The sequence below is a fragment of the Adlercreutzia caecimuris B7 genome (genome assembly GCF_000403355.2).
GTDB classification, from domain to species: domain Bacteria; phylum Actinomycetota; class Coriobacteriia; order Coriobacteriales; family Eggerthellaceae; genus Adlercreutzia; species Adlercreutzia caecimuris.
This window is the reverse complement of sequence record NZ_KE159646.1, coordinates 1,725,682-1,739,920: the sequence shown is the minus strand read 5'-3', so window position 1 is coordinate 1,739,920 and position 14,239 is coordinate 1,725,682. Positions and strand designations below refer to the sequence as shown.

Below are 14,239 nucleotides of genomic sequence, written 5' to 3'. Positions count from 1 at the left end.
AGGCTCATGACGCTGGCGGTATGCTTCGGGGGTTTGGCCCTGTGCGCGTTTATCGTGCTGCTGCTGTACGGGCGCGAGCTGAGGCGCATGGCGGTGTGGCTGCGCACGCGCGACGGGCGATCGAACGGGCGCATGGCCACCGAGATGCCCGGCGCGGGGTTTACGGAGCTTGCCCGGGCGGTGAACGACGCGCTGGATGCGGCTGAGGCCGAGCGCCAGGATGCCGCCGCAGAGCGCCGTCAGTTCCAGCGCGACCTGGCGAGCCTCTCCCACGACATCCGCACGCCGCTCATGGGCGCGGCCGGCTACGTCTCGCTGGCTGCCGACGAGACCGACGAGGATCGCCGCGCCCACTATCTGGGAGCCGCGCGCACGCGCCTGCAGGATATGGAAGGGCTGCTGAACTCGCTTTTCGCCTACACTCAGGCGAGCGATCCCGATGCTGACTTGGATATGCGCCCCGTGGCGGTGATGCCCGTGCTCGCCACGGTGCTGGCTGGGCAGTTCCCCGCCTTCGAGGGACGCGGCTGGGAGCCGCGGGTGCGCTTCGCCGACGAGTCGTTCACGGTGGAGGCCGACGAGGCGGCCCTCGGGCGCATGGCGGAGAACCTGGTGAGCAATGCCCTGCGCTATGGGGCGGCAGCGCCCTCCATCACCCAGGAGGGCCGCACGCTCGTGTTCTCCAACGCGGTGGCCGACCCCGGGGCCTTGGACGTGAGCCGCCTCTTCGAGCGCTTCTATCGGGCCGATGCCGCTCGGGTCCAAAGCGGCGCGGGGCTCGGCCTCGCCGTAGTGAAGAGCCTCGCCGCCGCCCAGGGCATCGAGGCGACCGCCGCCCTTCAGGGCGATGTGCTCTCCATTGCGTTGGAGTTTCCGGTTTGACGGTTTGAGCGAGCGCGATCGGTCGGTTGTTTCCGCTGATCAAAGGTATCGTTTGGGATTTTCGAGGGAATTCACTGGGGATTTTCGAGACACCCTGCACGAAAAGCGGGCCATCCGGTTGGAGTCGGCCCGCAGGGGGGGGGCGAGATAGGGCCCGGGTGACCTGAGGGGAGGGGGAAAGGTCGCCCGGGCGAAGGGGGAGGGAGGGAATGGCTCCGGTTAGAGGGCGCGCCCGGCGTCGTTGCCGGCGCGGACGGCCATGGCGATGTTGAAGGGGCTCGCGCAGTCGCCCACGGCGTAGGTCTCGGCGACCGACACCTGGGAGAGCAGCTCGTCGTTGGGCAGCATGTCGGCCGCATCCACGATGGCATCGCAGGGGATGCGCACGTCGCAGTCCATGTCGCCTGCGTGCACGGTGGCGAAGCCGTCGGCCACCGAGGTGATGGAAGCGTGGGTGTAGGGACGCACGCCCAAGGCGTACAGGCTTGTGGTCATGAAGCGCTGGGCGTGGTGGGACTGCTGCATATCCAGCTCGTCCACGCCGCTCGGGGTGACGATGGTCACATTCTTCTTGTGCACCGTCATCCACAGCGCCATATCGAAGGCCTGGGCGTTGGAGCCCCAGACGATCACGTTGTCGCCTTCCACGTTCATGTAGTTCTCCAGGGGCACCACGTTGCCGCCGGACACTTCCAGCGCCCCGCGCAGGCCTCCGGTGGCCAGCACGAGCGCGTCGGGCGCTTCGCTCGCCACCATGTCGGCAGTCACCTCGGTATTGCAGCGCACGTCCACCCCGGCCAGCTCGCACTGGCGCTCCAAGTAAGCGCGGTAGTCGTCCAGGTTCTCGTGAGGGCCCTTGATCTGGGAGGCGAAGGACAGAAGGCCGCCGAGCGACCCCTTCTTCTCGCAGAGGGTCACGGAGTGCCCGCGCAGCGCTGCAATGCGGGCGGCCTCCATGCCGGCAGGGCCACCGCCCACGACGAGCACCTTCTTGGGCGTGGCCGCCGGCTCAAGCTCGTAGGTGGCAGGACCGCCCTCGCGCATGACGCGCTGGGTGAGGGCGTTCACGCGGCAGCAGCCCATGGCGGCGTTCATCTCGTTGCTGCCGATGTGGCAGTGGAAGCAGCGCGTGCAGGGCATGATCTCGTCGGCGCGGCCCTCGGCGAGCTTGTTTACATACTCGGGGTCCACCGTCAGGGGGCGCGTCATCATGTAGAAATCCACCATGCCCGAGGCCAGGGCCTCCTCGAAGAAGTCGGGGGCGTGGGCCGGGTCCATGTAGGTGACGGCGCCGCAGGGGATGGAGAGCGCCTCCTTGTAGCGGGCCACCATGTTCAGCGTCATGCCGGCGCCGCTATGGTTGCCGATGAGCTCGCCGCCGAAATGGCGGCTGAAGTCGAACTGGGTGCCGAAGCCCGTGGCGCCTTCGACGCCGTTGACGATGAAGTACAGATCGCTGCCGAACTGGCAAGGATGGTTGCTCAGAGGCCCGAGGCGCAGGTGCATGGAATCGGCGCCGGCAGCCTCGAACTGCTGGGCGAGCGCGATGCCCTCGTCTACCGTGGTGGTTTTGCTAAAGGGCTTGGTCAGGTCGCAATCCAGATCCATGAGCGTGGGGTTGTTGGTGAGGTTGTCGCTCTCTTCGGCCAGGTCGATGAGCACCTGCACGACGAAGTCGTTCCCGCAGGCGGCCTTGATCTGCTGGATGCACTCCACCACGAAGCGGGCGCGGTTCTCGATGCTGCCGGCGCCGTACTCGTCGTCGCGATCGTTGTGGAAGCGGGAGAGGAACTGCTCGCCCTGATTGAAGCCGGCGGCATTGATTTCCATGGCCTCGAAGCCCATGGATTGCAGCTGGGCGGCCAGGGCGGCACCGGCGGCCTCGATGCCCTTGATGGCCTCCACGGTCAGTTCCGAGGGGGCCACGCCGAACGGCGCCCACTGGAAGCCGACGTGGGCACCGTGGGATTTCAGCTCGTCGGTCAGATCGGTGAAGAAGGCAACGGCTTCTTCGGGCACCGGGCCGCCGTCGGCGGGCATGGCGAAGGCCTCGCCCTCCACCCAGATCATCCCTGCGCCGCCCTGGGCGAAGTTCACGTAGTACTGGCGCAGCTCGTCGGTGTAGCCGGCCAGGTAGGTAGCGCTGCCGGCGGCGCTCTTCACCACGCGGTTCTTGATCTCGAGGTTGCCGAGCTTCCAGGGAGAGAACAGCGTGGCGAAATCGGTGGTGCTTGCGCGGTAGTCGTAGTCCTGGGGGTTCACAAGGGCTTGGTAGATCACGTCGCTCTCGCTGCTGGTACCGGCCGTGCTGGCGAGCTCCCCGTCAGGTGCGGCGGCCGGCGATTGGGGCGCGCAGCCGGCAAGGCCCGCCCCGGCCAGTCCGGCGCCGAGCGCTGCCAGGCCCGTTCCGCGCAGGAACGAACGACGAGATACGGAATGCTGGGTCATGGTTTCTCCTCCTCCTTGGATGGTGCCCGCGGGCACCGGGGACAACGGGGCCATTCAACCATGGGGAGGCGGGGACGGGAAGAAGCGAAGATCTTGCGGGATGCAACTAAAGGTTTCATCCTGAGAGAGGTGGCCGCGAGGCTCTGATCTGTGGGAAGGGCGTCCAGCTGTGGTGATCGCGAGGGAGCGTCCGCGCGGTGGTGCCGCTCGTGAGGAGAGGGGTTCTCGCGGCCGCAAGAGTCGTGCGTTGCGGGCTACTACTGGTTCGCAGACGCGGTGAGGAAGGCGATGACCTGGCGCTCGACCTCGGTGAGTTCTCGCTGTCGGGCGAGCAGCTCCACGCGCCAGCGTACCGTGGGCTCTGGCACGGGGAAGGTGGTCAGCCCGGCTTCGACGAAGGGGGCCAGGGCGCTTTCCGGCGCCAGAGCTGCGCCCTGGCCTGCGATGACCTTCTCGGTAATGAAATCGTAGTCGGTGTACTGGGTGTTCGTGTGGCGCGTGAGACCCCGCTCGGCCATGGCGCGGCCGAGCCCCAGGTCGTTCGGCCCGCGGTCGCCGGGCAGGAAGAACGCGAGGCTTTCAAGGTCTTCTAACGTGCAGGTGTCGGGGTCGAAGGAGACGAGGGTATTGTCGGCAACTACGAAAACGCTCTCTTCGGCCACGGGCCAGCGCTGGTAGGAGCCCTCGCGCGGGGCCGGGCACAGCGCGAAGTCCACCTCGCCCGTTTCGAGGCGATCGAAGCATTCCAGGAAGTAGTGCTTCTCGATGAAGAAGTCCAGTGCGGGGAAGGCCTCCTCCAAGCGGCCGAGCAGGCCCGCAGAGAGCGAGCGGAGCACGCCGTTGGCGATGGCGATGCGAATGGCGGGGTGCTCGGCCTGGGCCGCCTCCGCGCAGGCCCGGCGCAGGGTTCGCTCGTCGGCGACGATGCGCTGGGCGATGGGATAGGCGGCATCGGCGGCGGCTGTGGGGGTCACGCCGGCCTCGCTGCGCTCGAACAGTTGGGCGCCCACCTCGCCCTCCAAGTGGGCCAGGGCCTTGCCCAGAGCCTGACGCGACACGAAAGCGCGCTCGGCCGCCTTGGCGAACGAGCGCGCCTCGTAGGCCAGGCAGAACCACTCCAATTGGTTGATGTTCACGGAGCCTCCCCTCTTCGACGGGGCATCATACCACGGACGGGAGAGCCAAGGGCGAGATTCGGCGAAGGGGGAGGCGGGCGATCTGGATAGGTCGCCCGCCTCGGGGAGGGCGCGGGCTGTCTGAGTGCGCCTCAGGCCGTGCCATATGCGCTACGTGCCGTTTTGGGCCTCGGGGGCGAAAGCGGCCCTCCTGTTACCTTGCAGAAGCAAAATGGCGTGTCCTCCTCGGAGCTGAGGAGGGCGGCGGCGTGCACGACGACCATGTGACAACCCTGCTCCGGCGGGAGGTCTCTGGGGAGCATGCGGATGCTCAGGTTGTTCGGCCCCGAACGCCGCTCGCGCCATCCCGTCAGCCATGCCCACCAAACTATCTGCTCGTTTTTGCTCGATATGCATAGATTTGGCCCCTCATAATGGCCAAATCTATGCATATCGAGGGATTCTGCGCATCGAACGGAGGTGCGGACAAAAACTTGGACCGGCGTCGGTCCGGGAAGGAGTCCGCATGTACGACAGGGACACGATCGAGCTGGCGCTGCTCGCGCTGGAGGAGGGGATGACCCAGGTGGAGGCCGCCGAGTTCTGCGGCGCGTCCAGGGGCGCGGTCCAGCGCTGGGGGCGGGGCCTGCTGCCCCACGCGCGATGGCGGGCGTCCGGCTCCGCCGCAAGACCTCCACGGGGAGCTGCTAGGATGGCCCCTCCCGATGCGGAGGAGGACCCGTTGAACGAGGCGGAGAGGGCGGCCTACGAGGCCGCCATGAACGAGAACATGCTGCTCAGGGCGGTGTTGGACGACCTAAAAGGGGCAGGCTCGCATCCGGGTTCGATATCGAACAGGAGAAAGTGCGAGCTGGGCGAGAGATTGCGCGCGGCGACAGGCCTGCCCCTCCGAGAGATCACCGCTTTCTTGAGGATCTCGAGGAGCTCCTATGAGTACCACCGGGCGCGCCTGGGGCGGCCCGACAAGTACGCCGGGCTGCGGGCGCGCGTGCGCGAGCTGTTCGACGAGGGCTCCCGCGCGTGGGGCTACCGCACCATATGGGCCCGCCTGCGCCGCGAGGACGTGCGCGTGTCGGAGAAGGTGGTGCGCCGGCTGATGCGGGAGGAGGGCCTGTCCGCGGCCTACAACAGGCGCCGGCGCAGGGGGTGGAGCTCCTACGAGGGCGAGGTGTCCGCCGCCCCGCCCAACCTGGTCGCCAGGGACTTCTCGGCGGCCGCCCCGGACGAGCTGTGGGTCACCGACATAACCGAGTTCCGCATCCCGGCCGGCAAGGCCTACCTGAGCGCCGTGGTGGACTGCTTCGACGGGCGCCCCGCCGGCTGGAGGATAGGGGCGTCGCCCACGGCCGACCTGGCCAACGGGTCGCTCGAGGACGCGCTCGCCGGCAGGCGCCCGGGGGCGCGCACCGTGGTGCACAGCGACCGCGGCGGCCACTACCGCTGGCCCGGCTGGATCGCCCTGTGCGAGGGGGCCGGCCTGGTCCGCTCCATGTCGGCCAAGGGGTGCAGCCCGGACAACGCGGCGTGCGAGGGGTTCTTCGGCCGGCTCAAGAACGAGTTCTTCCACTACAGGGACTGGGAGGGCGTCTCCCTGGCGGAGTTCTCCGGGCGTCTGGACGCCTACCTGCGCTACTATTGCTCGGGGCGCATCAAGCGCTCGCTGGGGTGGCTGAGCCCCGACGAGTACCGCGCCTCGCTTGGGTACGCCGCCTAGGCGGTACGGAAAAACGTCCGCACCCCCAACCTGCACATATCGGGGCTTTTCTTGCAGGTCTGAGCAAAGAGTTCCGATATGCATAGATTTGGATTCGTCGATAGGCCCGGCCCCATTGGCGGGACCGAGGGGGCTGGGCCGGGCGTTTCCCCGACGTCGGGGGACTGAGCCGATGGCGTCAGGGAACCCCGCAGGCGATTCGTCGCAGAAGGGTCACCCCGGGTGCCACAGGTGGCCCAAACGCCCTGGATGCCCCAGACACCCCAGGTGCCCCAGACGCTCTCGACGTCGGGAAAACGCCCGGGGCGCTCGGGGCGCATCCGAGGCGTCAGGGGCTTGCCTCCTACAGCTCCACCTCGTCGATGAGGAGGATGAGCTCCTGCTGGTTGTGCACGTTCAGCTTGCGGTAGATGTGGCGGATGTGGGTCTTCGCCGTGCCCTCGGAGATGTAGAGCTGCTGCTGGATGGAGGCCGACTTGTAGCCGCGGGCCAGGTAGTAGAGCACCTCGCTTTCACGGCGCGACAGCAGGTAGGTGTTGGCCACGGCCTCGCAGCGCAGGCGGAAGCGGCCCATGCGGGCGCCTTCGTCGTCGGCCTCGGGCGCCCCGCCGAGCATGGTGCGCCGCGCCTCGGACACGGGGACGGCGCTGGCCGCGGAGGCCGACGGCGCCGCGGGAGCGGCAACGGTCGCAGCGCCCAGCGGCGCCGCAGCGGTGGCCGAGGGGTCGGGAGAAGCAGGAACCGAGGGGCTTGCAACGTTGGCGCCCGCGCTTGCTGCGGGAGTTGCGCCCGCGCTCGAGGTCGTAGGAGATACCGGGGCAGCGGAGGCGTCCGTGCCGGTCGCGCTTGCGGCGGGCGATGTCGCGGCCGTCGGGCCGGGCGCAGCGGCGGATGCCGGGTCCATGCTCGCACCGGCTGCGCCCGCAAGTACCGCCGCGCCGCCGAGGTCTGCCGTCGCATTGGGAGCGGTTCCAAGCCCGTTCCCCTCGTCTTCTGCGGCCAGATCCCGCGACGCCTGGCAAGTGGCGCCGGCCTTCTCCGCCGGCTCTGCCGCCGCGTCAGCCCCCGCAGCCGCGCCCTCCCCGTCGCGGTCGGCAAAGTTCGCCACCACAAGCGGTGTGCCCGGCGTGCGGGCGGCCAGCTTCACGCAGGGGGCCGTGGACACGATGGTCATCATCTCGCGCTCCTCGGGCAGCAGCGCATAGGCCACCATCATGGCCACGATCACCAGGATCACAAGGCCCGTCTCGCCTACGGCCGGAATACCGGGCAGGGCGGCGCTCGCTACGGGCAGAAGCGACCCGCCGAGGGTCGCCAGGGCCATCACGCCGCGTCCGAGGCCGAACACGAAGATGGGCGAGAGGCGGAAGCGCTGCGAGAGCTCGGCGAAGAAGATCCACATGAGCGCCTCAAAGGTCATGTACCCGATGAGCACCACCGAAGTGGTGAGCACCGAATCGGAGCCGGCGGATACGGGGATGAACACGGCCGTCACGGCGATGAAGGGAATGAGCGGGCGGAAGAAGGTGTGCCAGCGCTCGTTGCCGCCAAGAGCCAGAAACGTCACCATGATGAGCACCATGGCGCAGCAGGCGGTGACGAAGAGGATGGCCTGATCCTCGAAGCCGTCACCGGGCAGCACCGTCTCGATGGAAGTTTGGCGTAGCACGCCTAGGGCCACGCCGAGGAAGAACACCGGCAGCCCGAAGCGGAACACGAAGCGCGCTTGGTTAATGGGCAGGGGGCTGAAGACGAGCCGGCGGTTGTCGAAATCGAGGCTCACGTGGGAGCGCAGCACGAGCAAAAGCGCCATTTCCGCCACGGGAATGAGCGCGCTCGCGATAGCGCCGATGGGGAAGGGGAGTTGGTGCAGCACCACGCCGTAGATGCCGAAGCCGATGGCGATGGACAGAGCCCCGTTGATGACGATGGAAGCCGAGTCGCGCCGTGCGAAGGCGATGCCCCAGGCGATGAGCAGTACCGAGGAGCCCGCACCGGTGAGCACGCCGGAGACGATCTGGGTCATCTCGGTGTCCCATCCGGCCGATGCGGGCAAGAGCAGAAGCAGAGTACCCGCGGCGCCAAGCGCCGCCGCGCTGGCGAGGGTCGCCGTGGCGTGGAAGAAGCGGATGAGCTTCGTGTCCAGCGCGCTCGCGACAAGCAGCAACACGCCGTATACGAGGATGGACATGAAGTAGGCCAGCGACAGCTCCTCGTTCAGAGGGCTTACTTCCAAGGGGGCCGTGCCGAAGATGCCGCCCTTATCGAACATGGAGCTGTAAATCCAGGCCTGGTGCAGCCCGTAGCCGAGCGAGATGAGGCTCAGCTCGCCGAACGAGGCCTCTTTGCCGAAGTCGATGCTGATGGTGACGCGCGGTACGTGAAAGCCCATGATCCCCCTTGGCGTCGATTCCCCTGCTGTTTCTTCTCGTCTTCTTAACGCTGAGTCAGCGGATTATAGAATCGCACGCTGGCCAGCGTCAAGCGTCTCGTGTGCCATGTCGGCCCGCGAAAAGGGGGAGGGCCGCCGCTGGTCGACGACGGCCCTCCCGAAGGTGGCGACCTACTGGGTCACCGTGATCACCACGTTGTCGTAGCGATCGACGACGGTGCTGCCGTCGCCCTTCGATGCGGCGGTGTAGGCCTCGCTCACGTTCTGCGACGTGGCGGCGTAGGCGCCCTCCGCATCCTTGTAGGCCTGAACCTCTCCGGTCGGATACACGGCAACCGTGTAGTTGTAACCGTTGGCCGCGAGATACTCGGCGACAGACTGGACGTCGTAGTTGTGGATGGCGTCCAGACCGGCCTGGTTCTCGCTGGAGATGATGCCCTCGTTAAGGACAACATCGGCCGTGCTGCCCGCCGGAACGAACATCAGGTCGGAGTGCACGTCGCCCCCCACGGCGGTCTCGTCGACCACCATGAAGACCTCGTAGGCACCCAGGCCCTGCGATCCGTCCGACACGCCGTCGTCGTGCACATGGTAGAAACCATAGGCCGGGACGGCGATCAGGGCCGCACAGAGGCTGGCCATAACCGCGATGGCAAGAGTTTTCTTGCCGAATGCTGCGTTGGTCATAAGTGCTCCCTAAAACTCGGTAGCCCCGCAGTTTCGCAACGCACCCCCATTATGGCGTGCCCGCGCGAAACGTCAAGGCGAAAAGGGGCCTTGTCGTGCGGAATCATCCTCGCTTGCTTCGCAAATCATCACGAGAGGATGATGCCGTGACCTCCAGATACGACCTGGCCGTATGAAGATGCCCCCGGCCATCTTCCTACAATAGATGGCGAAGAGGATAGAAGAAAGGAAGGTGCCCCATGGCATATTCTGCAGCGAAGACGACAGGGGAGGACACTCTCGACTTGCTCGCCTTCGACGACGAGTTCGACCCCTTGGCGGTGGACGATTCGATCATCGACCAAGAGTGGATGGACGACGAGAACCCCTACGACACCATCGACTACCCCACGATGCGCAACATGCCCGAGACGGTGCACCACGATCCGGTGTACTCGCCTGAGCGCCAGGGAAGTGCCCGGGCGGCCCTGCAGGCGCTCATCGTGCGCAATCCCAATCGCCGACCGGTGCTGCTGAACATCATCGGCCTCGCCGAGGGCGGCTGCGCCTCCAGCGTCATCTCCGAGCGCGTGGAGGAATGGCAGCGCGACAACTGGTCGGTATACGCCCCTATGACGCTGTGCCGCATGCTGGAGCGGGCCGGCGCCCTTACCCTGGAGATGCCCGAGACCGCCGAAGAACAGGAGAGCGCCGAAGAGGGCGTGAGCTACCTGGAGATCAAGGAGACGGTGGATCCCATCTGGCATGCCACCGCAGAGGCGCTCAAGCTGCGCGCGGAGTATATGGGCGGTGCTCAGTTCCGCGCCATTGTGCTGGAGTCGGACGAGTCCCGCTACGCCGAGGTGTATGAGCGGGTGATGGACGCGCTGGCCGAGGAGCCCCGCAAGCTTGCGGCCATCGAGGAGCTGACCGACACCATGGACATCACGAAGTCGCCGCGGCGCTTCGGCCAGCATTTCGTAGACATTCTGGAGGCGACCGACTGCATTTTGTGGGGCGCGGGCGCTTGGAACCTGACCGATCTGGGACGCGCGATGCTCGCTGAGCTGAAGGCGCGCAAGGAGGCGTAGATCATGGCTGTGATGGAAGACGTGAAGACGACCGAGGACGTGGATCTCGTTGAGTTGATGAACACCCGCGCCCGCTCCTACGGGATGCTCGCCCGCCTGTTCCGCGAGGAAGTGGACCTGGCGACTCTGCGCGAGCTGCAGGGCATGCGCTTTCCCCAGGCCACGGGCAATGCCGCCGTGGACGAGGGCTATCATCAGCTGTACGACTATCTGAAGCGCGCCTGGGACGACTCGGTGACCGAGCTGGCCGTGGACTACGTGAGCACCTTCATCGGACACGGCGTGAACGGCTACTCGGCGGCCTACCCCTACGAGAGCGTGTACACCTCCGAGCGGCGTCTGCTCATGCAGGAGGCCCGGGCCGAGGTGCTGGCCACCCTGCGCGAGAACGAGCTGAAGCGCGGCGACTGGAACGAGGCCGAGGATCACATTGCCCTGGAACTCGAGTTCATGCAGCGCATGGCCCTGCGCGCCGCCGAGGCCTTGGCCGAAGACGCCGAGGACGAGGCCGTGGCCTATCTGCGCACCTCCTACGACTTCCTGGAGAACCACCTCATCAACTGGGTTCCCATGGTGGTGACCGATATGCGCATGCACGCCCGCACCCTGTTCTATCAGGGCTTGGGCCAGCTCACCTTTGGCACCATTCAGGAAGACGAGGCCGTCCTGCGCGAGCTTCTGGACTCCGTGGAGGCCTAACGGCCCCGGGCGGCTCGGGAGGCATCGCGATCGCGCGCCTCGCTGCAGCCCCATCCCTTACCAACCCCTCTCTTTCCCCTCCTTTCGAGTCGACCCCGCCTCCCCCTTATGCGGGGTCGACGCATATCTGGAGGTGGCAAGCGCAAGGGTGGTGGATCATGGCCGGAAGCAGTCGGAAGCAATCGGAATTACTTTGGCAAAAAGAAAAGCCCCGATGAGGGGCTTTTCTTGCGATTCAGGCAAGGGGGGGGGTTAGTCGATGCCCGCATCGGCCAAGAGGGCCTGGCCTCCCAAGGTGATGGGGGCCGCCCCACCGGCTTCCTCTAGGAAACAGGTGGGGCGCAAGGTGGCCACGCGCTCGCCGGATTCCATGCGTACGCGGGAGACCTGCATCTTCGTGCGCTCGGCCAATTCCAACGGCGCCTTGCTGAAGGTGGAGAACATCAGCGCGTCGCTCGCCTTGCCGGCTGCGGCGGCGAAGGCGCGCCGGCCGGTCTCGCGCACGCGGGCGCGGTCGGCGTCAGTGGAGACCACCTCGAAGGCGTCGCGGGCCGGAACGAATCCGTCCACGCAGCCCACGGCGTACACGGCGCGGTAGGAGCAGCCGCACATCTGCTCGTAGGAGCTCACGCGCACTGCCCGGGGGTTGTCCTCGTGCACCGGAGCGAACTGGGTGGCGCGGGCCGCGGCGTACAGGGCCGCCGCATCCTCGTCGCCCACGATGCGGTCGGCCAGGGCCGTGAAATCGCGCAGGCCCTCGGCGCCCACGGCCGCGAGCAGGGCATGGCCGCGGCGGGCGCGGTTGGCCTCGATGAGTGCGCGGCCGGCATCGTAGCGCTCGGCCAGGCGCTCGGCGCGGGGGTAGGGCTCGGCCTCGCCGGCGGCGCGGGCCGTGCTGGCGGCGTCCAGGGCATCGAAGATGGTCGCGTCGTGCTCGTCGCACCACTCCAGCAGGAACTTCCAGCCATCGGACAGCGTGAGGTAGTTTCCGAAGCCGAGCCAGGCGCGCCAGGCGAACAGATCCTCCGGGTCGGCGATAAGGTTCAGCGCCGTGTAGGCCGCAAGGGCCTTGGCGCGGCTCATATCGCGGGGGTCGCCGGCCAGGCGCTCGAAGCCCAAAGACGACACGGCAAAACCGCGCTTGGCGAGCATCTGCGAGAAGGCGTGGGCCCACTGCTTGTTGGGGGCCACGATGCACGTCTCGGCCTGGATGGCCTCGGGGTTCTCGGCGTTCAGGGCGAACAGGTAGCGCGTCAGGCCGTTGAACTCCTCGTCGGGGGTGCTCCACTTCACCGTGGCAATGTCGCGGACCTCGCCTCGGCGCTCGCCGGCGGCAAGGGCGCCCTCGTTGCCCGCGCGCACCACGGCATCGCAGAAGCCCGTGATGTCGGGGTTGCCGAAGGCGGCATCCAGGTTGAACACGGTCACGCCGCGACGCAGGGCATCGAAGGTGGCAAAGCCCTCAGGCGCGGGGAATTCGGTGGCCACGGCCACCGTCTCGTCGGGGTTGCCCGCCACGATCACCTGGTCGCGGGCCAGCAGGCACAGGCAGGTCTGTTGGGCGGCCGACAGATTCTGGAAGTCGTCGACGAGCACGTGGGCAAAACGCTGGCGCGCCTCGGCTCCGGCATCGCTTTGCAGGTAGCGCCCGCAGAGGTAGGCCACCTCGGCTTCCAGCATGGCGTTCGTGCGGGTGAGCAGGCGCCGAGCCAGATCGAGCGTCTCCTGCTCCTCGCCGGGCACCACCCATTCCTCTTCGGGTGCGCCCGCGCACCACTGCTCCTGGAAGTGGCGCAGCAGCGAGCGCAAACGCCGGGCCGGGGTGCCGAGGGTCTTCATGTCCTCCAGGAAGAAGTTGCACTCGAAAGACGTCAGCACGCGCGGCGTGCGCCCGGTGGCCGCGCGCGCCTCGGGCGTATCCAGCACGGCCAGACATACCGCGCGGGCGCAGGTCACGTTCGCGCAGGCCGCCAGTGCCGCCGCATCGGGCATGCCGGCAGCGGCGAGGGCTTCAGCCAGCCGATGGCGCGCCACCCGGGCGGCCTCGGCCGTGGAGGTGGCCAGCAGAATGGCCTCGGGCGCGACTCCGGCGCTCAGCAGGGCGGCGGCGCGGCGCACCAAGGCCTCGGTCTTGCCGGAGCGCACGGGTCCGGTAATTTTGGCGATACGGCCGTCAAAGGCCGCGATCTCGGCGATCACATCGGTCATGGCAGCCTCCTATTCGGCCAGGACGCCGCGGATGGCGTCGAAGTCGCGGGTGGTGCCGTCGGCGTATATGACGGTCCACTGGTCGAAGGCAATGGGGAAGTCAGCCTCGGGCAGCGCGTACTTCTTCTGAATGTCCTCGCCCAGATGCGCCTCCTCGGCGATGCGCTCGGCCACGATCTGCTCGGGGGTCTTCTCCAGCTCGCCGCGCTCGGCGGCCTCCAGATCGCGGGCGATGCGGGCCTGCACCACGATGTCGGCGGCCTCCTCGGCTTCCTTGGCCGCCTCCTCGGCTTCGGCCACCAGGGCCGGCGAGGCCATGAACGCCGCCTCGGCTGCGGCCTCGGCTTCGGCTGCCTCGGCTGCTGCGGCCTCCTCGGCGGCGCGCGCCGCCTCCTCCTCGGCCACCTTGCGGGCCGCGAGCGCCGCCATGCCAGCGACGTACTGCGCCTCGTAGGACGCATCGGAGGGCAGCTGCACAGCTACCACGCCCTCGCCGAGGGCGCCCTCGTTCAGGGCCGTGCGCACGCGGGTCACCCACACGCTGTCGGCCGGATCGATGCCGCAGGAGGAATCCAGGCGCAGGCGCACCGTCAGGCGACCGCCCGCAAGCTCCACCTCCAGCCACGTGAAGAAAAGCTCGTCGCGGCCTTCCTCGCGTTGGCGGCGGTTGAAGATCTTCATCTGGTTCTCAACGGCGTGCACCTGGTTCAAAAGCCAGTGCTCGATGGAGTCGTTCCACAGCGCATCGGCGCCTTCGGCCGTGGAATCCAGGTACTCGCGCGCTCCCACGCGCACCATCATGCGGATGGCGTTTTCCGGCGCTCCCTCGCCCGCCGGGTGCGTGCGCACCACCGGCGTTCCTAGATAAGAGTAGCAGCGGTCGATTTCCAGGCGCAGATCGTTGTCCACGAGGCGCTCGTCCAGATCGAGCAGCAACGCCATGGAAGGATGGGGTTTTGCCATCGGGGGTCTCCTTTCCTGTTGGCAGCCAGCACGGGGCCAA

At 67.5% G+C, this 14,239-nt stretch carries 10 protein-coding genes; 4 read left to right on the top strand and 6 right to left on the bottom strand.

The features are described from left to right. Positions 1-6 precede the first annotated feature (6 nt). Positions 7-882 (top strand): sensor histidine kinase, encoded by an 876-nt coding sequence (locus tag C811_RS10945; protein ID WP_016309667.1) that lies wholly within the window; start codon positions 7-9, stop codon positions 880-882. A gap of 219 nt (positions 883-1,101) precedes the next feature. Here the strand turns inward: C811_RS10945 and C811_RS10940 are convergent, their stop codons facing one another. After that, the gene (locus C811_RS10940; protein ID WP_016309666.1) at positions 1,102-3,330 is read right to left on the bottom strand and encodes an oxidoreductase; all 2,229 of its coding nucleotides are present in this window, start codon (positions 3,328-3,330) and stop codon (positions 1,102-1,104) included. A gap of 257 nt (positions 3,331-3,587) precedes the next feature. Continuing rightward, positions 3,588-4,466, bottom strand: coding sequence for a LysR family transcriptional regulator (locus tag C811_RS10935; protein WP_016309665.1), 879 nt, complete (start codon positions 4,464-4,466; stop codon positions 3,588-3,590). A gap of 505 nt (positions 4,467-4,971) precedes the next feature. Between C811_RS10935 and C811_RS0103540 the strand changes: the two genes are divergently transcribed. Further along, the gene (locus C811_RS0103540; RefSeq protein ID WP_016309664.1) at positions 4,972-6,180 is read left to right on the top strand and encodes an IS3 family transposase; all 1,209 of its coding nucleotides are present in this window, start codon (positions 4,972-4,974) and stop codon (positions 6,178-6,180) included. A gap of 343 nt (positions 6,181-6,523) precedes the next feature. On the opposite strand, the gene C811_RS15850 is transcribed toward C811_RS0103540, so the two are convergent. Both C811_RS15850 and C811_RS10930 read right to left on the bottom strand, forming a co-directional pair. Beyond that, positions 6,524-8,572 carry a response regulator transcription factor gene (locus tag C811_RS15850; RefSeq protein WP_016309663.1) on the bottom strand — a complete coding sequence of 683 codons (2,049 nt, stop codon included), beginning with the start codon at positions 8,570-8,572 and terminating at the stop codon, positions 6,524-6,526. A 171-nt stretch (positions 8,573-8,743) separates the two neighbouring features. Then, a complete protein-coding gene (locus C811_RS10930; protein WP_016309662.1) occupies positions 8,744-9,259 on the bottom strand; it encodes a LisH domain-containing protein in 516 nt (171 codons plus the stop codon). Positions 9,260-9,498: 239 nt separating this feature from the next. Between C811_RS10930 and C811_RS10925 the strand changes: the two genes are divergently transcribed. Further along, positions 9,499-10,329 (top strand): hypothetical protein, encoded by an 831-nt coding sequence (locus tag C811_RS10925; RefSeq protein ID WP_016309661.1) that lies wholly within the window; start codon positions 9,499-9,501, stop codon positions 10,327-10,329. A gap of 3 nt (positions 10,330-10,332) precedes the next feature. Continuing rightward, positions 10,333-11,028 carry a TorD/DmsD family molecular chaperone gene (locus C811_RS10920; protein ID WP_016309660.1) on the top strand — a complete coding sequence of 232 codons (696 nt, stop codon included), beginning with the start codon at positions 10,333-10,335 and terminating at the stop codon, positions 11,026-11,028. 252 nt (positions 11,029-11,280) lie between these two features. Here C811_RS10920 and C811_RS10915 read toward each other — a convergent pair whose 3' ends face one another. Together C811_RS10915 and C811_RS0103530 are read right to left on the bottom strand one after the other, a co-directional pair. Continuing rightward, positions 11,281-13,236: a UvrD-helicase domain-containing protein gene (locus C811_RS10915; protein WP_016309659.1), complete on the bottom strand. Its 1,956-nt coding sequence runs from the start codon at positions 13,234-13,236 to the stop codon at positions 11,281-11,283. 9 nt (positions 13,237-13,245) lie between these two features. Next, positions 13,246-14,199, bottom strand: coding sequence for a hypothetical protein (locus C811_RS0103530; protein ID WP_016309658.1), 954 nt, complete (start codon positions 14,197-14,199; stop codon positions 13,246-13,248). Positions 14,200-14,239: the final 40 nt, after the last annotated feature.